20 protein-coding genes are annotated in these 18,797 nt (G+C 64.3%); 8 read left to right on the top strand and 12 right to left on the bottom strand.

The annotated features are described in order from the left end of the window. Nucleotides 1-14: 14 nt before the first annotated feature. Nucleotides 15-605 carry an amino acid kinase family protein gene (locus GNZ12_RS03550; protein WP_172309028.1) on the top strand — a complete coding sequence of 197 codons (591 nt, stop codon included), beginning with the start codon at nt 15-17 and terminating at the stop codon, nt 603-605. On the opposite strand, the gene GNZ12_RS03555 is transcribed toward GNZ12_RS03550, so the two are convergent. From GNZ12_RS03555 to GNZ12_RS03570, 4 genes are read right to left on the bottom strand one after another with little or no spacing between them, the layout of a single operon-like run. Next, nucleotides 587-1,315, bottom strand: coding sequence for a (5-formylfuran-3-yl)methyl phosphate synthase (locus tag GNZ12_RS03555; RefSeq protein ID WP_172309029.1), 729 nt, complete (start codon nt 1,313-1,315; stop codon nt 587-589). The two genes, GNZ12_RS03550 and GNZ12_RS03555, sit on opposite strands and share 19 nt — an antisense overlap. Then, on the bottom strand, nt 1,312-1,896 hold the full coding sequence (locus GNZ12_RS03560) for a DUF447 domain-containing protein (protein ID WP_172309075.1): 585 nt from the start codon (nt 1,894-1,896) through the stop codon (nt 1,312-1,314). The genes GNZ12_RS03555 and GNZ12_RS03560 overlap by 4 nt, the downstream gene beginning before the upstream one ends. Before the next feature lie 2 nt (nt 1,897-1,898). Then, nucleotides 1,899-3,284, bottom strand: a complete 1,386-nt coding sequence (locus GNZ12_RS03565; RefSeq protein ID WP_172309030.1) for a DUF6513 domain-containing protein — start codon at nt 3,282-3,284, stop codon at nt 1,899-1,901. A gap of 22 nt (nt 3,285-3,306) precedes the next feature. Continuing rightward, nucleotides 3,307-3,906 (bottom strand): flavoprotein, encoded by a 600-nt coding sequence (locus tag GNZ12_RS03570; RefSeq protein ID WP_172309031.1) that lies wholly within the window; start codon nt 3,904-3,906, stop codon nt 3,307-3,309. Between the two features lie 330 nt (nt 3,907-4,236). Here GNZ12_RS03570 and GNZ12_RS03575 point away from each other — a divergent pair, with 330 nt between their 5' ends. Then, nucleotides 4,237-4,740 carry a dihydroneopterin aldolase gene (locus tag GNZ12_RS03575; RefSeq protein WP_172309076.1) on the top strand — a complete coding sequence of 168 codons (504 nt, stop codon included), beginning with the start codon at nt 4,237-4,239 and terminating at the stop codon, nt 4,738-4,740. Nucleotides 4,741-4,845: 105 nt separating this feature from the next. On the opposite strand, the gene fae is transcribed toward GNZ12_RS03575, so the two are convergent. From fae to GNZ12_RS03615, 8 genes are all read right to left on the bottom strand, one after another. After that, the gene (fae, locus tag GNZ12_RS03580; RefSeq protein ID WP_172309032.1) at nt 4,846-5,355 is read right to left on the bottom strand and encodes a formaldehyde-activating enzyme; all 510 of its coding nucleotides are present in this window, start codon (nt 5,353-5,355) and stop codon (nt 4,846-4,848) included. Nucleotides 5,356-5,448: 93 nt separating this feature from the next. Continuing rightward, nucleotides 5,449-6,423 carry a triphosphoribosyl-dephospho-CoA synthase gene (locus GNZ12_RS03585; RefSeq protein WP_172309033.1) on the bottom strand — a complete coding sequence of 325 codons (975 nt, stop codon included), beginning with the start codon at nt 6,421-6,423 and terminating at the stop codon, nt 5,449-5,451. After that, on the bottom strand, nt 6,420-7,397 hold the full coding sequence (locus GNZ12_RS03590; protein ID WP_172309034.1) for an ATP-grasp domain-containing protein: 978 nt from the start codon (nt 7,395-7,397) through the stop codon (nt 6,420-6,422). The genes GNZ12_RS03585 and GNZ12_RS03590 overlap by 4 nt, the downstream gene beginning before the upstream one ends. 1 nt (nt 7,398) lies before the next feature. Then, nucleotides 7,399-8,427 carry a methenyltetrahydromethanopterin cyclohydrolase gene (gene mch / locus GNZ12_RS03595; protein ID WP_172309035.1) on the bottom strand — a complete coding sequence of 343 codons (1,029 nt, stop codon included), beginning with the start codon at nt 8,425-8,427 and terminating at the stop codon, nt 7,399-7,401. Next, entirely contained in the window at nt 8,402-9,619 is a 1,218-nt protein-coding gene (locus tag GNZ12_RS03600) for an ATP-grasp domain-containing protein (RefSeq protein ID WP_172309036.1), read from the bottom strand. Before GNZ12_RS03600 ends, mch begins: the two co-directional genes overlap by 26 nt. Nucleotides 9,620-9,696: 77 nt before the next feature. Further along, nucleotides 9,697-10,614 (bottom strand): NAD(P)-dependent methylenetetrahydromethanopterin dehydrogenase, encoded by a 918-nt coding sequence (locus tag GNZ12_RS03605; protein ID WP_172309037.1) that lies wholly within the window; start codon nt 10,612-10,614, stop codon nt 9,697-9,699. Nucleotides 10,615-10,639: 25 nt separating this feature from the next. After that, nucleotides 10,640-11,662, bottom strand: a complete 1,023-nt coding sequence (locus GNZ12_RS03610; protein ID WP_172309038.1) for a beta-ribofuranosylaminobenzene 5'-phosphate synthase family protein — start codon at nt 11,660-11,662, stop codon at nt 10,640-10,642. Nucleotides 11,663-11,877: 215 nt separating this feature from the next. Next, nucleotides 11,878-12,834, bottom strand: a complete 957-nt coding sequence (locus GNZ12_RS03615) for a LysR family transcriptional regulator (protein WP_172309039.1) — start codon at nt 12,832-12,834, stop codon at nt 11,878-11,880. A 163-nt stretch (nt 12,835-12,997) separates the two neighbouring features. Between GNZ12_RS03615 and GNZ12_RS03620 the strand changes: the two genes are divergently transcribed. The 6 genes from GNZ12_RS03620 to gph all read left to right on the top strand — a co-directional run bounded on the left by GNZ12_RS03620 (nt 12,998) and on the right by gph (nt 18,787). Then, nucleotides 12,998-14,467 (top strand): form I ribulose bisphosphate carboxylase large subunit, encoded by a 1,470-nt coding sequence (locus GNZ12_RS03620; protein ID WP_172309040.1) that lies wholly within the window; start codon nt 12,998-13,000, stop codon nt 14,465-14,467. 34 nt (nt 14,468-14,501) lie between these two features. Then, nucleotides 14,502-14,918, top strand: coding sequence for a ribulose bisphosphate carboxylase small subunit (locus tag GNZ12_RS03625; protein WP_172309041.1), 417 nt, complete (start codon nt 14,502-14,504; stop codon nt 14,916-14,918). Between the two features lie 44 nt (nt 14,919-14,962). Next, nucleotides 14,963-15,853 (top strand): CbbX protein, encoded by an 891-nt coding sequence (gene cbbX, locus GNZ12_RS03630; protein WP_172309042.1) that lies wholly within the window; start codon nt 14,963-14,965, stop codon nt 15,851-15,853. Nucleotides 15,854-15,887: 34 nt separating this feature from the next. Further along, the gene (locus GNZ12_RS03635) at nt 15,888-16,952 is read left to right on the top strand and encodes a class 1 fructose-bisphosphatase (RefSeq protein WP_235993576.1); all 1,065 of its coding nucleotides are present in this window, start codon (nt 15,888-15,890) and stop codon (nt 16,950-16,952) included. 135 nt (nt 16,953-17,087) lie between these two features. Further along, nucleotides 17,088-17,960: a phosphoribulokinase gene (locus GNZ12_RS03640; protein WP_172309043.1), complete on the top strand. Its 873-nt coding sequence runs from the start codon at nt 17,088-17,090 to the stop codon at nt 17,958-17,960. 53 nt (nt 17,961-18,013) lie between these two features. Further along, nucleotides 18,014-18,787, top strand: a complete 774-nt coding sequence (gph, locus tag GNZ12_RS03645) for a phosphoglycolate phosphatase (protein ID WP_172309044.1) — start codon at nt 18,014-18,016, stop codon at nt 18,785-18,787. Nucleotides 18,788-18,797 lie beyond the last annotated feature (10 nt).

The raw sequence follows: 18,797 nt of genomic DNA on the forward strand, positions 1-18,797 counted from the left end.
CGAAGGGAGCGCGTATGTGGGTGGTGAAGATCGGCGGCAGTCTGAGCCGCGACCCATTGCTGGAAGAATGGCTGCGTCAGCTAAGCGATCTCGGCGGCGGTCGCGTCGTGATCGTGCCGGGTGGCGGCGGTTTCGCGGATCAGGTCCGTGAGCACCAGGCCGTGTGGCGTTTCGACGATGTCGCGGCCCACAACATGGCGGTGCTCGCGATGGCGCAGCATGCGCTGCTGATGCAGGGCGTGTGCCGCAATCTCGTGGTCGCGGCCACCGAGGCGCAGATCCGGCGCGCACTGCACGATGGCCGCGCGGCTGTCTGGGCGCCGCTCGATATGTTGCGCCAGGAAGCGAACCTGTTGACCAACTGGGACGTGAGCTCGGACAGCCTGGCCGCATGGCTGGCCAACCGGCTGAACGCCGAGCGGCTCTTCGTCGTTAAATCGTGCAAGATCGAACCGGGGCAAAGCATCGCGCACTATACGGCGCAGGGCGTGCTCGACCGGCGCTTCGCGGAGTTTACGCGCGATGCGTCATATCTGGTCGAACTGGTCAACAAGAACGACTGGTCGCGCGTGCGCGACCAGCTGCTTCATGCGGCGACGCCCTGATTGACCGGCTGTGCGTGGGGGGCTGCGCACGCAGGTACGCCCGTCAACTGTTCGCGTAGTGCCCGCACCCGTGCGCCCTCAAGCTTGCCTGTACGCGGCCCGTCGCACAGCGCGCTGCGAAACCCGGCGAAATCCGGTGCGAGTGCCCGCAGGCGCGAGACGTGTTCGAGCCTCAGCGCGCCGGCGAGACCCACCATCACCTCATGCGCGCGGGCGATCTGCACCATGCTGTCGAGTACGGCCAGCGACACGCCGTTGAACAGGCTTCCCGTTTTACGCGCGGTATCGGCCATCACCGCTGAAAAGCGCAGTTCAGAGGCGTGTTCGACCAGCGTGAGGTCCAGCCCATCGTCGCACAGCAGCACCGGCACCATCTTCCACGGCAGCGCGCGCATGCGTGTGAGCGTGTCGCGTGCGCCGGGCCCGGGCGAGACGCCTGCTTTCACATAGTCGACGCCGCACTGTCCGATCACCGCCGCGTGATACGCGATGGCAGCGTCATCGCCCGGTTGCAGATCGCCGATCGTCGCGCTGATCGGTATGCCCGGATACGTCATGCGCAACTCGCGCACGATGGCCGCGACGCGCGTGGCAGGCAACGCACCGAGCGCGCCGGCATGCGGCTCCTTGAGGTCGATGAAATCAGCGCCCGCTGCGGCGGCTTCGCGTGCCTCGTCGAGGTCGCGCACACTGGTGAGGAGTCGGATCATGATAGCGCTCCCATGCGAGCAGGTTCGTTGCGTTCATAGTGGGCAGCAATGGCGTGGATCAACCATTGCCAGGCTTCGTGCTCGTCGGGGCCGGCGGTTTTGTCGATGGCAATTTTCAGGTAGCCGATCTCCGTCTCGATCTTCTCGCGCGGCAGCAGGTGCAAGCGGCTGACGAGTACCGCGCCCTCGATGACCGCGGCCTGCGCGCGGTTAAAACCCGTGAAGGCACCGTGGGTGGCGTCAGCAACCCGTTGCATCGTCAGGACCGGCCGCAGCGGGTCGTCGCTTGCACGGGTTAAGCGCAATTCGGCATGCGCGAGTGCGCCGGCAAGGCGCACGCAGGGCACTTCACTGGCGGGCAGCGTCGGCCAGACGCGTCGACCCGTCACGCATCCCGCGAAGACGCGCACGTCGGTCGTGAAATTGACGACGGCGCAGCGGGTCGCGACGATATTGTCGTAGGTGACGGAGGGCCGGAACGGCATCAGGATCACGCTGTTGCCATCGAAGCGCACGCCCATCGGCGCGACATGCACCGTGCCGTGCATCGATAAGGTTGTTACAACCGTTTCGTGAATCATCATCAGGCTTCCTTACGCATCGTGGTGCCGGGCGCGCATTGCGCGAGCAGATTGTCGGCGTCGCGCGGGGCGGCGCAACCCCAGTCAAGCGACTGATCCTGCGCATAGCGCTTGCCAAGCCGCCAGGCGACTTCGGCACGCGCCAATTCCACACCCATGTAGAACGCGTGCGCGGCGTCGTCTTCGAGCTTCAGGCGTGGCCATAGCGCGAACGGATCGCGTTCGACATGATGACCGTCGCGGTTGTACACATGCACGCCGTCGGGCGACACCTGCACGCGAAAGTTCGGATCGCGGATCGCGCGCGCTGTCTCGGCAATTTCGTCGGGCGTATCGGGGAAGGGCCGCTTTGCGTGGACGGTCATCAGCGCGTCCGACATGCCCTTGGGGAGCGTCTGCATCTCGCGGGCGGCGTACATCACGCGCCGTGCCACATCGGCTTCGGAGACGGCCCGGCGTGCATGGCCGCTGACCTGGGTCGTCAGGATGCCGGCGATCCCGAGTTCCGCGCCGATCCCGAGCAGCAACGCGTTGATCCCGGAGGTATCGGCTTCGGTCAGTTCAGTGACGTTGCCGACGCCCATCAGGATCGGTGCATCGGGAAACGCATCGCGCAGCCGCTGATAGCGCATCAGCGACTTCATCAGGCCAAACGGAATGGGATCGAGGATGGGATCGGCGAGGAACGGCCGACCCATGCGCGTCATCGTTTCGACCGCCGAGAAGAGCGAGGCTTCGTCGCCCGGTTCACGGGCGATCAGCACCGGCGTCGAATCGACTTCGTTCAGGATCCACAACGTATCGGCGTTCAGGCTCAGCAGATAGTCGGCCCCGGCACGCCCGCCGCGCACGAGTTCTTTCGTGTCCATCGAGTCGACGCTGACCTTCAGCCCTTGCGCTTTCAGCGCGCGCACGGCGTCCGCCAGATGCGGGAACGGTGTGGACGGCAGGCAGCCGAGATCGATCACATCGGCGCCGTCCGCCTGCAACTGCGCGGCGCGCGCACAGATCGCGTCGACTGTTAGCCTGGGCGCATCGACGATCTCCGCGAAAATCGCGATGTCGTACTTCGACAGATCGACCGGCCGTGCCGCGCGGTTGAAGTAGGCAGGGAGGTCTTTCAGTTCTTCCGGTCCGCGTTCGACCGGCATGCCGTAGTGCAACGACAGCGCGTCGAGATCGCCCCGGCAGCGGCCAGGTACGATCACACGGTCGGCGGCAATGGGGGCGGGGACGCGGCGCTTGATCATGTCCGCGGTCATCAACGCGGCGACCTGCAAGCCGATCTCGCGTATTTCCCATGTGAAAGACGCCGGTTCGAGGCTTTGCAGCACGCGCGCAAGGCCGTTCTGCGCGAGGCGGCCGGTGAGAAAGACAATGTGTTCCATGGCGGACTCGGCGAGCCGGTAGTCAGACGGGACTCAGGAGCGAGGGCGTACCCAGCGCTAGGAGCCGGATTTCGAGCGCGGCACGCAACTCGCGGATTGAACCGACGACCTGGCAATGATCGGCTTGCTGCAGGCGTGCCACATTCTCCAGTTCAATGTTGCGTGGCCGCAGCTCGACCCAGTCCTGTGGACTCTTCGTGACGACCACGGGCTCCGTATCGCAGGCAAAGACGATCCCGGGAATGCCGAGCTTGCCGGCCTGCGCAAAGATGTTGGTGGGCAGCGTGTCGGACAGGCCGAGCGCGCATTTCGCGACCGTGTTACTGGTGGCGGGCGCGATCACGACGGTGTGGTAGTAGCCCGCCTCGTAGAACATCCCGACCGGCACCGAACTCGCACTGTTGTCGCGAAACACGCGAAAGCGTTCCTTCAGGTGCGCAAGGTGAATTTTGTAAAGCGGCAGCACTTCCTCCGCCGCCCGCGAGAGGAACAGGTCGACGTTCGGCATCTCGGCGGCAAGCGCGAGGGACTCCTCCAGACAATGCCCCGATCCGGTAATTGCCCATGCGAGGCGCGGCCGGGTGGCCCGGAGCGTGTGTGGCGTTTCGTGAGACTGGGTCATCAGCCACCTGGGCAGGCAGTTTGTGCAGTTTGCGATACAGAGTGTGACCGCTGGCAGGCAGGCTGTCGGAACATCCAGCGACAGCACTGCGCCGACGATCGGCCTGTGCGTGCGGCTGGCGGAGGATTGCCGGGGTGATGGGTACAGCGCTCGACCGCACACACGGAGATCTCTTGCGACATTCGTGCCTGGGCCGGTTCTTGCATGATGAGTCACGCGCCGACGCGTTTTCCCGACGAGTTACGAAGAGCGGGACCGGGCGCGCAGGAACAGGGCATGACACTTCCAATACGAGCGACAGGAGCATCGATGAACGCAATCGACACGAGCATGTTTGAACGGCTTTCGAGGCATGCGGGCAGCGCCACTGGGCACGCCGACGCAGATGCGGCTCAGCCGATGGACATCATTTTCATTGAGGGATTCGCGGGCGAAACCGTGATCGGCATCGACCCGGAGGAATTGCACACGCCGCAGCCGGTGCTGATCGATCTATGGGCGGGCTTGCCGAGAAGTCTCGCCTGCGACACCGACCAGATTCACGACACGATCGACTACGGCCGGGTGCATGGCGCGCTGCTAAGCTTGCTGGCCGATCATGGCGTGCAATTGCTCGAGGCGCTGGCCGAGGCGATTGCGCAGACGCTGCTGGTCGACTTCGGCGCGCATTGGGTGCGGATCGCCCTTGTGAAACCGCACAAGTTTGCGAATGTGAAGGCGGTGGGCGTGACGATCGAACGGCGCCGCCGCCAGGCGGGCAGCGCACCGAGGCGCGAAGGCACCGGGCTCGCGCTGCTCGGCGCCGGCATGTTCCCCCCGCAAAACACCTTGTGAAGAAGAGGATGCGGGAGGGGTTTCATCTTCGGATGCGACGTGCCGCAAGCACGTCGCCCAGCGGACCAGCAAGCGGACCGGCAGGCAGTCCATCGAGCGGACCATTCAGCTTGCCGCGAACGGATGCTTCGCGGCGCCTTTCTGCTTCACCACGTCAGCCGCGCGCGGTTCCCGGTTCACCGCGCGCTTCAGCGCCTCACGCGTCGCGCGGTAGTTGAAGTCCTGGATCTTCTGGTCGTCCTCGGCTTGCCAGTGAATGAACACACCCACGCTGATGAAAATATCGTCCGCTTCGTCGGCGGGAATCGTGCCGTCCTCGACGCTGTCAGCCACCGCGAGCGCCACGGCGCGCTGAGCCGGCCCGAACATCTGCACGGCCTGCTTTGCCCCCTTGATCGTCACCTTGTTGAACAGCACGGTGTTCGGCTTGGCGAGCAGGTTCGGCGCGACCACTGCGAGTAGCGACGTAAAACCGTCTTTGTTGTTGGTCAGTGCGTTGCAGAAAGCGGTTTCGGCAGCCGAGCCGCGCGGCCCGACGAGCAGGTCGATATGAGCGACTTCGTTGCCGTCGCCGACGAGCGATTCGCCCACCAGTACGCGATCGATTTTTGCCATGTTGTCTGTCTCCTGTGAGTTGAGCTTGGTGCTCCGGATCAATGCTCCGGATTGGGTTGATTGCTGTGATGCCTGACTGAAGTCAGGGTGAGGTCAGGGCATTGCTTCGGGGATGCAGCCTGTGCGATTCGCGCACGATGCTTCTGCTGGTGCGTTGAGCACGGGCACGCGAGGAAAGGGCAGTCGCATCAGCGACGGGTCAAGGCACGCCGCGGCAAATAGTGTCGCCACGGTGAGGTCCGCGCTGGTGCCGGGATTGATCCCGTCTGACTTGAGCGCGTGGTCCCATGCTTCGAGTGCGTGCGGATCGAGCCGGCCCTCCGTGGCTCGTGTGAGCCAGCCGGCGGCTTCGCGCGTCACCGACTGCGCCCATGCGAGACCGTGTTTGCGCGCGATGTGCGAATCCGGCCATTGCGTGAGGAACGCGAGCCAGGTCGCGAGCACCGCCTGGGGCAGCGCCGATGGCGATCCAGCCCGCGCCGCGAGCGCTGTATGAAACTGCGCGAGGCCGAAGTCCAGCACGTCGGCGAAATCGACCGTGTACTGGCGCGCAATGCTGTCGCGGTCGGCGGCGAGATTCATCGCGGCGCGCAGATCGACGCTCGGCGGTGCACCGACATTCTGGCTCGGCACTTTGCCGAGACCGGCAGGATTGGCGAGCGCGATCGCCCGAAAGGCGGCGCTCGCATCGTCGACGCTCAAAGCCGCAAGCACGTCGTGTACCGCACTACCCAGCGTATCGGGCGTATCTGGCGTATCGGCTGACTCCGCTTGCGTTTCGAAGGCGGCGGCAAGCGGCGCGCATAGCAGCACGATGCCGAGGTTCGTATTGCACCCGGCTGCCTCGTGTGTGCGTGCGATGGCCGCTTCGATCCGCGCGCCGATTGTCGCGCCGCGTCGCACCAGCGGGCCGCATGCCGCGTGGGCGCTCGCCATGAAAAGATCGGCAGTCATTCTGTGCCCCGGCGACGCGACACTGACGTTGCCCGGCTTCGCGCACGCGACGTCCAGTTCGCATGCCCACAGAAACGCCGCTTCGATCGACGCGGTGGCCGGTGGCGAATTCAAGCAACCTCCGCGTGCGGGGTGTCGTGCAGCGTGTTGTGCGACGTTATGCGCGGGCTGTGCGCCAGCTTGCGGTTCAGCAGATCGTCGACGATACAACTGGCGATGTCGAAAGGCGTGACCGACTGCAGACCTCGCCACGCGGCCACGCCGTTGACTTCAATGACCTGCGCGCCAGCCGGCGAGTCGCGGCACGGGATCAGGTCGATGCCCGCATAGTCGAGCCCGAGCGCGGCGCTTGCGCGTTCGGCGAGCTGCGCGAGCGGGGCGGTCAACGGCGCCGCTTCGCAGCGCGCACCTTGCGCGACGTTATGCACCCAGTGTTCGCTCACCCGCCGCATCGCCGTGACCGCTTTACCGCCGATCACCAGAACGCGCCAGTCGAAGCCCGGCGTCTCGAGCGGTTCGATGAAGCGTTGCAGATAGGCCAGTTGCCCATAGGCCTTCAACGTGGGCAGCGGCGTGCATCCTGTGTCGTCGGCGCCTAGCCGCAGCAGCCCTTTGCCTTGTGAACCGAACAGCGGTTTGAGGATGACCTGTCGTCCTGCCGCCGCTTCGCGCATGACGATGCGCTGTGCGTGTGGCGCCGATTCGCTGACCCACGTCGCCGGCGTCGGAATGTCGGCGCGATGCAGAAGAAAAGTGGTCATCGACTTGTCGACGCTGCGCTCGATCGCGCGCGCATCGTTGTAGACGGGAATGCCGAGTTCACGCAACGCATGCAGGATGCCGAGCCGCACGGTGACCTGCTCGAAGGTGCCGCCGGCAATGCCACGCACGATCACCGCGTCCGGCAGTCCGCGTCCATAGCCTGGAATCACGAGACCGTGCGCCGCCCAGGTCGTGTCGAAGCGGCAGTCCGCGAGATCCACGCAGCGACCCTGCGCGCCGCGCTCGCGTAACGCCTTCTTGAGCCGCGACGTATGCCAGCCGGTTTCGTCGCTCATGATTGCAACGCGCAGTGCATGGGTGTGCATGTCAGGCCTCGGCGAGCCACAGCGGGCGCAGCAGATCGAAGCGGGTTGCGCCCGCGTGCCACGTGTGGCCGGTGCTGAGGTTGCTGACCCATACCTCGGCTGGCGCGAACAGCGCCGGATCGATGCGATAGAAGTCGTATTCGTATTCCTTGAAGACATCGGCGAACGGACGGCCGAAGTCACGTGAAGCCGAAGACGGTAAGCGCTGGGCGAGATCGCGTGCCGCGTCGTCGCTGCCCGTCACGCTCAGATGGACGCGGCCGCCGTAAAGAATGGCGTCGTTGGTGCGGCCCATTGCGTCGATGGACTCGTGACCCGGCGGTGGCAGCGGGGCACTTGCCGTGCCTTCGACAATGTCGCTGAGCGAAAAACCCAGCACATGCGCCTTGTGCAGCGCGACTTCGAGCGCGCGAGCCACCACCTGCGTCGTGCCCGCACGGCTCGCAGTCGGCGTGAGAATCAGCGTGAGGTGACGCGCGTCGAGCTTGCAGTCACGCAGAATCTTATCGATGACGACCTCGGGCGGTGCGCGGTCCACCTCCAGGACAAGGCATCCGTGGGACGCGTTGTCGCGATAGCGCAGTTCTTCGTAGAGGGGTTCCTTGCAGGCGAGTGAACGGGCGGGTCCGGAGCCGAGCGCGAAGAACTTCTTGCCGCCGGTCTCCTCCTTGCTTGCCGCGAGACTCCATCCGGCATACTGGCTCGCAAGGCAGGCCAGTACCGGCTGTGCACTGGCAATATCCACGATTGTGGGCCATTCGTCGCGCGCGCTGTGCGAGCCAGCTGTGCGCACGTGGACTTCACCGAGCCCGCCCATACAGATTTCAGCAATGGCGGCGCCCGCGGCGACGCTGCCGGGCGCATCGATGCCGGCATCGACGATCAGTACGCCACGCGCATCGCGGCGCGCCGTGAGGCCGAGCTGCGGCAGCCGGTCGAGCAGCTTCGTGAGCAGGGGTTGAGCGAGCGCGTTGACGCTGAGCGGCATGGCGCTGGATACGGTGTCAGCGAACGGTGATTGGGTCGTCATGGGATACCTTCATCATGGATTCGATGGTGGATGCGCGGGCGGCAAGTTCGGCGCGTACGGCGTCGGTGGAGGTACCGGGCGCGCAGGTGACCGACACGCTGCATAGCGGCGTGCCGGCTGCAATCGTGCTGCCGGGGGCCGGAATGTCGTGACACCAGCCGCGTTGCTGGGCTCTCGCGACGAACGCCGCTGAAACGGTGTGGCCGGTGCGCGCGAAAACGATTTGTTCGCCGCGAATCAGCGGCGCAGGCGAGGTGTGTGGCGTAGGCACGGCGTGCGGTGTGTGGGGTGTGTGTTGAGGCGGATCGAGCGCTTCACCCTTGCATGCACGGACATGCAGCGCAAGCGGCGATAGCGGCAGGTGGCCGTCATACAGCGCCATCGTTGCGGAAGGCCGCGGATTGACTTCGAGCACGAAGAAGCGCTCGCCGTCGAGCAGAAAGTCCAGGCTGTTCAGGCCAACCAGACGCGTGCTTGCAACGATCGTCTGTACGGCGTGATGCACTTGCGCGGCGAGATCGGCAGGCATCTGAACCGGCCCGATTGCCCCGCGCCAGGTGAACGGATGGCGGTGCTGCGGCACGATGATCTGTTCGTTGAAACCCAGCACGGTGGCGCTGCTGCCATTGGCGATAAACATTGCCGACATCGAGCGGCCCGCACACGTGCGCTGGAAATACACATCCGGATGCGCTTCATGCACCACGTCGCCGCGGAAGCCGGCTCGCCGGATGTGCCAGCCGCCCGTGCCGCGTGCATCCTTACGCAGCCAGCCGGTCGTTTCAGGAGGACGTCGCGCGAGCGTTTCCGGAAACGGAATACCTTGCGCGGCGAGCAATCCAAAGAAGCGGGCGGGTGTGCGCACCGCTTCATACGCCTGCGATGGATTGCCGAGCAACGGCAATGCCGGAAATCGCGCCTGCAGCAGTTGCGGGCAACTTTCGAAACCACTGCCCGCAACCCAACCCATCACCCCAGGCAAGCTGGCCGCACGCTCAAGTGCGGCGTACGTGCGTGCCGGGTCGAGTTGGAGCGTGGCCGGGTCGCCGATCTGATGCCACTCGTCGACCGCGGCGCGGGTGTCGACGTCGCCAAACAGGTCGAGGGCGATCACGCGCCAGCCTGCCCGCCGTGCCGATTCGGCGAGCATGCGCGCCGAAAGTCCGGCGACGACGAGGGTGGGTTGATTCATGGGCTCGCTGGGTGGTCGGTTACCGGCGACCGTGGGCAGATCATCGCCACGCGCCGCCGGAAGGAGACAAGGGTCGTTCAGGCCGCCTGCGCCGTGCGCTCGGCGAGCACGTCGCGGGCGAGCGCAAACGCCTCTTCAAAGCCGAGGTGCAGGGGTTTGTTCGCAGCGAGCATCTGCTCGAACAGTCGTCGCTGCACCTGATACTTGACGTTGCCGATCGCGAGCGCGCCGATGCCAAGCGCGCCGTGCTTGCCAAAACGCTTGCCGTCATCCATGACGCCCACGCCTTCGACGCCCGCGGGCGGCACGGCGTTGACGTCGGCTGCGATCAGCAACTGCGCCGCTGCGTCGACCTGAGCCGCACTCATGACCTGCACACCGGCCGCGGCAGTGGCGAATACGGCTTCGCTGCGGGCGAGGGCAGCGCCCAGCGCGTCCGTCGATTGAGCATCGGCGCCCGTTGTCTGCACGCCGAAGCGCACGTTGATCCGCTCGCTCGCCGCCTGCGCGGCGTCCAGACCGCGGCTGCTGGCAATCGCAACCTGTGCACCGGCCCGCGCCGCCAGCACGCCTGCGATGACGCCGACCGGCCCGGTGCCGCCCAGCACGAGAATCTGTTTTCCCGCGAGTCCCGTAGCGTGGGTGCGCTGCAGATGCCATTCAACCGTGGCGACGAGCGCCGCGGCCGTCGTGTATGAACCGCTCGGGTCGGCGAAAAGCGACACCGCGAATGGCGGGACCATCGCTTCGCGCGCGCGGTTCAGCATGTCGGCGGCGAGCACGACATCACGCCCACCAATGAAAATGCCGGTATGCGCGACGCCTTTCGGTCCGCGCGAGAAGATCGCGTCCTGTGTCAGCGCGGCGACGTTGTCGATCCCGACATCGGCGTACGGTACGACGACCTGATAACCGGCATCGACGGCCATGTTCACATCGAACGGGCTCATTTGCCGGGTTGGCGTGAACATATGGAGAATGAACGGGTGTTCCATCTTTCCTCTGCGAAGGAGAAGTAATTTAACTGGCGGTGGGCGTATGGATGACAGTCGCGCCCGAGTTCCGCCCCTTGACGATTTCAAGCCGCAGTGATGCGCCGACCACACCGGCTGCGCGTGCCGCGGCCACGACACGCGCGGCTTCGTCATGTGAAGGCAGGATCGCAAACCCGGTGGGGCCCCACGAGCTTTGTCCGATCCCCGCGCGATAGCGCGCGCCGATCCAGTCGAGTACCTGCGCGACCGCAGGACTGGTATAGACGCCGCCCTGCGACGCAGCGAAATAGTGGCCGACACCCTCTTGCAACTCGCTGACGCCGCGCGCGAACGGCACAAAGTCGTGTTCTGCGACGGCGGGTAGAATCTGCATCAACGTGAGGTGACAGGCGTGGGCGGCCAGCGATTGTGGAAACGGCGGCAGCTCAGCCAGCGCGTTGCGCTCGGCCTTGCCTGAGAGTCCCGTCCGCGTGTCGTCGAGTACGAGCAGCACGCGCCATTCGCCGGGGAAGGCGAAGCGCGCGAGTACCGGCGGCAGCTCGGTCGCGCTGCACGGTCCACCGTCGAGGATCAGGCCACCCTGTTCGAAACCCGCCACACCGACGCCCGAACGTCCGCCGCGTGCGAGTGCCAGCGCAAGTTGCGTCGCGTCGAGCGCCAGCCCGTGGAGTTGCGCGAATGCGTGGCCCGCCGTGAGCGCGAGCTGCGTGCCGGAGCCGAGACCGGCATGGGCGGGCAACGCGTGCCTCAGCCGGACGTCGATGGCTTCACGTTTGCCGGTCAGCCGCTTGAGCGTGTCGATGTGGGCGCGAATGCGCGGTAGTTCATCGCGTGCGTAGGGCGGTGCCGTGTAGTGATCCTCAGCGTCGCTGGACAGGCGCGCGTCGAGCGTCGTGCTGATGCCGTCGACCACCAGGCCGAGGCTGCCGAAACGTCGCCCAAGCGACGCGCCTGGATCGAGAAAGCCGAGATGCAGCCGCCCGGGTGCATTCACAGTGACGGCGCTCGCGGGCTTCGTACGCGGAGTGGATACGGCGTCTTGCGTCATGAGCGCTTCCTTCGATCAGTGAGCGGACGGCGGGTCCTGACCGATTAACGCAAGCGCCATGCCATGCGGGTGTGTCACGCAGGCATGCAGCGCCGATTGCTGTTCGCAGGCTGTGCCGTCGAGCGATCCGGGCGATTCACTCGATACTGGCGCTAGCGGTGCATCACGTTGTTGTGCCGAATCAGTGACACAGTGTCACGCGCGGCTGGCCGATCCTATCCGCGCACGGTGACGTGTCTCGGCGCGCCCGCGTATTCGTCGGCGAGATACGGGCCGGCCTGCTCGATCACGAAACGGCGAAATGCCTGGCACGTCGGCGATAGTTGCTTTGCGTTGAGATGCACGATCTGCCAGGCCCGATCGATCGGTGTGCCGCTCACGTCGAGCAGCGCGATCTCATGCGTGCGCAGTTCCAGCCGCAGCGTATGCAGCGACAACAGGCTGATACCCATGCCGGCCATCACGGCCTGTTTAATGGTTTCGTTGCTGTCGAGTGTGACAAGTTTCGCGGGCGTGAAGAGATGATTCTTGAACATCTGTTCGGCGACCGTGCGCGTGCCCGAGCCCATTTCACGCATCAGGAACGTGTCATGGCGCAATTCCTGCAAGTCAAATCGCGGCGCGCTGGCAAGCGGGTGCTGCGACGACGCGACGATCACCTGGGGGTTGTAGGCGAGCGGTTCGGCAACCGCATCGAGGTCGCGCGGCGGACGGCCCATTACAGCGAGATCGATCGCGTTGTCTTGCAGCAGGCGCAGCAACGCATCGCGATTGGCGATTGAGAACCGCACGTCCACTTTAGGAAACTGCGCTGAATAGCGCGCGATCAGCATCGGCACGAAGTATCTCGCGGTACTGACGAGACCGATGGAAATCGCGCCGCTGTTGGCGAGGCTGAGCGACTGCAGTGCATCTTCCGCGTCCTTGACCTCGCCGAGAATGCGGTTCGCATGGTGAGACAGCGTTTCACCCGCTTCGGTCAGCGTGAGCCGGCGACCCAGGCGTTCGAACAGCGGCAGAGCCACGGTTTCTTCCAGCTGCTTGATCTGCATGGAAACCGCGGGTTGCGTCAAATGCAGTTCTTCCGCAGCGCGCACGAAGCTGTTGTGCCGCGAGGCGGTGGCGAAGATCTGCAGTTGACGCAGCGTGAGCGTGCGGACGAAGTTGAGCATGGGCGGATGAGTAGATCGAGCGACAGATAACGCATCGCTTATAGGAGGACTAAGAATATATGAATTTATCTTGGTCGTGCGAGCGCTTATCGTCGAACCCATGCATCGGACCCAGGTCATGGATTCCATGATGCGTGAGGGTTCACCCCTACCAGGAGCCACAATGAATGCGCCAACGGAAAATCTGAGGAATCGATACGCGGCCGGCGTGATGAAGTACCGTGAAATGGGTTACTGGCAACCGGACTATGAACCGAAAGAAACCGATCTGATTGCGCTGTTTCGCATCACGCCGCAGGAAAACGTCGACCCGCAAGAGGCTGCCGCGGCCGTCGCGGGGGAATCCTCCACCGCGACATGGACGGTTGTCTGGACCGACCGCCTGACCGCCTGCGAGACATATCGTGCCAAAGCGTATCGGGTCGATCTCGTCCCGAATACGGGTCCGGGTTGTGCGACCGAGCAGCAGTATTTCGCCTACGTCGCGTATGACCTGGATCTGTTCGAAGAGGGATCAATTGCCAATCTGACCGCTTCGATTATCGGCAACGTGTTTAGCTTCAAGCCGCTGAAGGCGGCGCGGCTCGAGGATATGCGTCTGCCTGTCGCGTATGTGAAGACATTTCGCGGGCCGCCGACCGGCATCGTCGTGGAACGCGAGCGGCTCGACAAGTACGGCCGTCCGCTGCTCGGCGCCACCGTGAAGCCGAAACTCGGGCTGTCGGGAAAAAGCTATGGACGCGTGGTGTACGAAGGCCTGAAGGGCGGGCTCGACTTCATGAAGGACGACGAGAACATCAACTCGCAGCCCTTCATGCACTGGCGCGATCGCTTTCTGTTTTCGATGGAAGGGGTGGAGCGTGCCCAGGCCGAAACCGGTGAGCTCAAGGGGCACTACCTCAACATCACCGCCGGCACGATGGAGGAGATGTACCGTCGCGCGGAGTTCGCGAAGGAGTTGGGTTCGTGCATCGTGATGGTCGATCTCATCATTGGCTGGACGGCGACGCAGTCGATCTCCAACTGGGCACGCGAAAACGACATGATCCTGCACATGCACCGCGCGGGTCACGGTACGTACACGCGGCAGAAGAGCCATGGTGTGTCGTTCCGGGTGATCGCGAAATGGCTGCGGCTCGCGGGTGTCGATCACACGCATGCGGGTACGGCGGTCGGCAAGCTCGACGGCGACCCGATGACGGTGCAGGGCTACTACAACGTGCTGCGTGAAATGCGCAATCCCGTGGACCTGCAACGCGGCATCTACTTCGATCAGGACTGGGCCGGCATGCGCCGCGTCATGCCGGTCGCGTCGGGTGGCATTCACGCGGGGCAGATGCACCAGTTGCTCGACCTGTTCGGCGACGACGTGGTTCTGCAATTCGGCGGCGGGACGATCGGGCATCCGGCAGGCATTCAGGCCGGCGCACAGGCGAACCGCGTCGCGTTGGAGACCATGGTCAAGGCGCGCAACGAGGGGCGCGACATCCGCCACGAAGGTCCGGAGATTCTCGAGGCGGCGGCACGCTGGTGCAGGCCGCTCGCGCAGGCGCTCGATACATGGAAGGACGTGAGTTTCAACTACACATCAACCGATACGCCTGACTACATTGCCACACCGACCGCCGCCTAGGCAGGTGTCCCGCAAGCGCTGAAGGAGACACGATATGAAGCTGACCCAGGGGACGTTTTCGTTTCTGCCCGAACTGACCGATGCCGAAATAGCGACACAGATCGACTACGCGTTGAACCAGGGCTGGGCGTGCTCGGTGGAGTTCACCGACGATCCGCATCCGCGCAACTCGTATTGGGAGATGTGGGGCTTGCCGATGTTCGATCTGCGGGATGCCGCGGGCGTGCTGCTGGAAGTCAATGCATGCCGCAAGACCTACCCGCATCACTACATCAAGGTCAACGCCTTCGACTCGACGCGCGGATTCGAAACGATGCGAATGTCGTTCATCGTCAACCGTCCGCCGACCGAACCTGGCTTCAACCTGGACCGGCAGCAAGGGCCTGGCCGCGTCCAGCGGTACAGCCTGCGTGCCTATGCCGCTGACAAACCCGGTGGGTCGCGTTACTGACATAGGCCACGATAGGTGACACACGACAAGACAAAGGAGGAGACATGACCGCATCGATCGATCTTGCCGGCCGCTATCGCGACGCGGGAATCGGTGACGCACTTGCCGAACTCGATCGGGATCTGATTGGGCTCGCGCCGGTCAAGACGCGCTTGCGCGAAGTGGCGGCCTACCTCGTCGTCCAGCAGGCGCGCGCCGAACTCGGCATGGCCGGCGGTACGCCGACGCTGCACATGTGCTTCACCGGCAACCCCGGGACGGGCAAGACGACAGTGGCGCTGCGCATGGCCGACGTGCTGCACCGGCTGGGCTACACGCGCAGGAACCATCTGGTGTCGGTGACGCGCGACGACCTGGTTGGCCAGTACATCGGCCATACGGCGCCCAAGACGAAGGACGTGCTCAAGCGGGCAATGGGCGGGGTGCTCTTCATTGATGAGGCTTACTACCTGTATCGCCCCGAGAACGAGCGCGACTACGGTTTGGAAGCGATCGAGATCCTGCTGCAGGTGATGGAAAACCAGCGCGACGATCTGGTGGTGATCCTCGCCGGCTACAAGGACCGGATGGACACTTTTTTCCAGAGCAATCCGGGATTCAAGTCGCGTATCGCACATCACATCGGTTTTCCCGACTACAGCGAAGACGAATTGATGTCGATCGCCGACAGCATGCTCGGTGCCGAGCACTACCACTTCGATGTGGCCGCACGCAGCGCGTTCGCCGACTACCTGACAGAACGCCTTCAGCAATCGCATTTCGCGAATGCGCGGTCGGTGCGCAACGCCCTGGAGCGCGCGCGGTTGCGCCAGGCGAACCGAATTTTCGAGGCCGCGCTTGCGGGCGCGGTACTCACCCCCGACGAACTGGCACGGCTCGACGTCGCCGACATTCGCCTGAGCGAGCCGTGTGTTTGCCGCCGCGCGCAAGGCTAATCAATCCATCCAACCTTCCTGAAACGAGGCGACTATGCAGAACAGACACATGACGCTGGCGGATTGTCTGACCGGACAACTTCGCGAGCCGGTCGGCGCAATGGTCGACGAAGCGGACCGCGCCGGTCTCGACGTTCTGCTCGGCGAGATTGCGCGGACGGTTAGCAGGATTTCGTCGCTCGTGAGCCAGGGCGCGCTCGGCGGGCGCGACGCGCGACAAAAGCCGCTCGATGTCGCCGCGCACGACATGTTCGCGGCGATGTGCGAGCAAAGCGCGCTAGTGGCGGCTTTCGCGTCGGCAAGGATGGAGGCGGCCACGGCCGCCGACGGCACGCAGGGAGCGTACCTCGTCGCATTCGAGCCGCTGGATGGCGCCGCGCATGCCGGTCTGAACGTGACGGCCGGAACGATTTTTTCGGTGTTGCGTCAGCACGATCACCAACCGGCGGGGGACGCCGCCTTTCTGCGAACAGGCCGCGACCAGGTTGCGGCAGGCTATGCAATTTATGGCCCGTCGACGATGCTCGTCCTGACGGTCGGCAGCGGGGCGCACGGTTTCACGCTGGATCGCGAAACCGGCACGTTCATCCTGACGCATCCATCGATCCGTCTGCCCGGGAAAGCGACCGGGTTTTCGATCAACAGCGCCAATGAGCGCTTGTGGGAGCCGCCTGTGCTGCGTTTCGTGCGTGAGTGCAGGGCGGGCAGCACGGGCGAACGCCAGCAGGATTTCAGCACGCGCTGGATGGGTTCGACAGTCGCCGACGTGCACCGGTTGATGATGCTGGGCGGCGTTTACCTGCAGCCCCGTGAGCGCAGACAACCGGCGCGTCCGGGTCGCCTGCGGATGCTCCATGAGGCGAACCCGTTGGCATTGCTCGTCGAGCAGGCCGGCGGCATCGCGAGCACCGGGCGCGCGCGGCTCCTCGAACTCGAGCCTCAAACCGTGCATGAGCGCGTGCCGGTGATCCTGGGCTCGACTTGCGAGGTCGAACGGCTGGAGCGCTATCACCGCGAATATGAAAGCGGCGCGGATGCGCCATTCATCTCGCCGCTCTTTAACGAACGTTCGCTGTTTCGCCCGGAAGCGCGCGCCTGACGCGTGTCACCGGAATGGATTTCGGATTGGACCTGGCGCAGTTCCGGCGTCGATCCATGAAACGGGACCTGACCAGCGCTTCGCCGTGCGTGTGTCTTGCGCGCCGGCGAGGCTTTGCCTGATGAGCGGGACATTATGTCGATTCAACACCCGATTGTGGCCGTGACGGGTTCGAGCGGTGCCGGCACCACCACCGTGATGAATAGTTTTCAGCATATTTTCAGGCGCGAAAAGCTGAACGCGCAGATCGTCGAAGGGGACGCGTTTCATCGCTACGACCGTGCTGCGATGCGAGTGGCGATGAAGGACGCGGAGGAGAGCCGCCAGCAGTTCAGCCACTTTGGGCCGCAGGCGAATCTGCTGGAACAGCTTGCTGAACTGTTCCAGCAATACGCCGCATCGGGCCGGGGCCGCGTGCGCCAATACCTGCACGACGAGGCACACGCCGCCAAATATGATTTACAGCCTGGCATGTTCACCCCATGGACCGACGTGGTGCCCGATACCGATCTGCTGTTCTATGAGGGCTTGCATGGCGGCTTTGTCGGCCATGGCATCGATGTGGCGCAGCATGCGGATCTGCTGGTCGGCGTGGTGCCGATCATCAATCTCGAATGGATCCAGAAGCTGCACCGCGACAAGACGCTGCGCGGCTATTCGCAGGAGGCGGTGATGGACACCATCCTGCGCCGCATGCCCGATTACGCGCACTACATCTGTCCGCAGTTCAGCCGCACGCATGTCAACTTCCAGCGTGTGCCGACTGTCGATACGTCGAATCCTTTCACGGCGCGCGATATTCCGAGCGCCGATGAGAGTTTCGTGGTGATCCGCTTCACCAACCCGAAGGGTATCGATTTTCCCTATCTGTTGACCATGCTGCACGACTCGTTCATGAGCCGGCCGAACGTGATCGTGGTGCCCGGCGGCAAGATGGGTCTCGCGATGCAACTGATTTTCACGCCGATGATCCTGCAGATGATCGACCGGCAACGACGCGCGGTTTGACGCGCGCGTGCTCGCCACCATGCAGTGAATACCCGTTTACAGGAGATACAGTCATGCAAGTCATGTCGCGCAACCTGCCCGTCGATGCCGTCCTGTTTGATCTTGACGGCACGTTGTTGCATACCTCGCCGGATATCGGCAGCGCGCTCAATCGCGCACTGACAGAGCGTGGCCTGTCCGCGCTCAGTACGGATGTGACGCAAACGTTGATCGGCGGCGGGTCGGCCGTCCTCGTCGAGCGTGCGTTCGCCTTGCTTGGCGCCAGCCACGAGGCGCATTCGCACGATCTCGTGCTGCGGCGCTACGAGACCTGTTATCAATCAATCTGCCAGAGTGCGGATGGGCATCAGACGCAGTTGTGCCCAGGCGTTGAAGCCGCGCTGGATGGCTTGCGCCAGATGGGACTGAAGCTCGGTGTCGTGACCAACAAGGAGCAGCGCTTTGTCACGCCGCTTCTGCAGCGTTTCGGGTTGTCGGCTTGGTTCGATATCGTCGTCGATGGCGACACGCTCGCGCAACGCAAACCCGACCCGGCGCCGCTGCTGCATGCTTGCGACGCGCTAGGGGTGGAACCGGCCCACACGCTCTATGTCGGCGATTCGGTCAATGATGCGTTGGCCGCGCAGGCCGCCGGGATGGCGATGATCTGCGTGAGCTACGGCTATAGCGCGGACCATCCGGTATCGGAATTGCCTTGCCTGCGGGTCATCGACGATCTCGCCGAATTGCCCGAACTGATCGGCGGGCCGCGCCGGTGGCGGCAGCCGACCCGCGCAGCAAGTGGTGTGTATCGCGCGGAGGAGGAGCAGGCAAGCCCGCGGATCTGAACTGAAACGT

The sequence above is a fragment of the Paraburkholderia solitsugae genome, assembly GCF_013177695.1.
Classification (GTDB): Bacteria; Pseudomonadota; Gammaproteobacteria; order Burkholderiales; family Burkholderiaceae; genus Paraburkholderia; species Paraburkholderia solitsugae.

What these genes read in the sequence shown, in the direction of transcription:
- GNZ12_RS03550 (WP_172309028.1), top strand. Translation starts at nt 15, where the DNA reads ATGTGGGTGGTGAAGATCGGCGGCAGTCTGAGCCGCGACCCATTGCTG.
- GNZ12_RS03555 (WP_172309029.1), bottom strand. Translation starts at nt 1,315, where the DNA reads ATGATCCGACTCCTCACCAGTGTGCGCGACCTCGACGAGGCACGCGAA.
- GNZ12_RS03560 (WP_172309075.1), bottom strand. Translation starts at nt 1,896, where the DNA reads ATGATTCACGAAACGGTTGTAACAACCTTATCGATGCACGGCACGGTG.
- GNZ12_RS03565 (WP_172309030.1), bottom strand. Translation starts at nt 3,284, where the DNA reads ATGGAACACATTGTCTTTCTCACCGGCCGCCTCGCGCAGAACGGCCTT.
- GNZ12_RS03570 (WP_172309031.1), bottom strand. Translation starts at nt 3,906, where the DNA reads ATGACCCAGTCTCACGAAACGCCACACACGCTCCGGGCCACCCGGCCG.
- GNZ12_RS03575 (WP_172309076.1), top strand. Translation starts at nt 4,237, where the DNA reads ATGTTTGAACGGCTTTCGAGGCATGCGGGCAGCGCCACTGGGCACGCC.
- fae (WP_172309032.1), bottom strand. Translation starts at nt 5,355, where the DNA reads ATGGCAAAAATCGATCGCGTACTGGTGGGCGAATCGCTCGTCGGCGAC.
- GNZ12_RS03590 (WP_172309034.1), bottom strand. Translation starts at nt 7,397, where the DNA reads ATGCACACCCATGCACTGCGCGTTGCAATCATGAGCGACGAAACCGGC.
- mch (WP_172309035.1), bottom strand. Translation starts at nt 8,427, where the DNA reads ATGACGACCCAATCACCGTTCGCTGACACCGTATCCAGCGCCATGCCG.
- GNZ12_RS03600 (WP_172309036.1), bottom strand. Translation starts at nt 9,619, where the DNA reads ATGAATCAACCCACCCTCGTCGTCGCCGGACTTTCGGCGCGCATGCTC.
- GNZ12_RS03605 (WP_172309037.1), bottom strand. Translation starts at nt 10,614, where the DNA reads ATGGAACACCCGTTCATTCTCCATATGTTCACGCCAACCCGGCAAATG.
- GNZ12_RS03610 (WP_172309038.1), bottom strand. Translation starts at nt 11,662, where the DNA reads ATGACGCAAGACGCCGTATCCACTCCGCGTACGAAGCCCGCGAGCGCC.
- GNZ12_RS03615 (WP_172309039.1), bottom strand. Translation starts at nt 12,834, where the DNA reads ATGCTCAACTTCGTCCGCACGCTCACGCTGCGTCAACTGCAGATCTTC.
- GNZ12_RS03620 (WP_172309040.1), top strand. Translation starts at nt 12,998, where the DNA reads ATGAATGCGCCAACGGAAAATCTGAGGAATCGATACGCGGCCGGCGTG.
- GNZ12_RS03625 (WP_172309041.1), top strand. Translation starts at nt 14,502, where the DNA reads ATGAAGCTGACCCAGGGGACGTTTTCGTTTCTGCCCGAACTGACCGAT.
- cbbX (WP_172309042.1), top strand. Translation starts at nt 14,963, where the DNA reads ATGACCGCATCGATCGATCTTGCCGGCCGCTATCGCGACGCGGGAATC.
- GNZ12_RS03635 (WP_235993576.1), top strand. Translation starts at nt 15,888, where the DNA reads ATGCAGAACAGACACATGACGCTGGCGGATTGTCTGACCGGACAACTT.
- GNZ12_RS03640 (WP_172309043.1), top strand. Translation starts at nt 17,088, where the DNA reads ATGTCGATTCAACACCCGATTGTGGCCGTGACGGGTTCGAGCGGTGCC.
- gph (WP_172309044.1), top strand. Translation starts at nt 18,014, where the DNA reads ATGCAAGTCATGTCGCGCAACCTGCCCGTCGATGCCGTCCTGTTTGAT.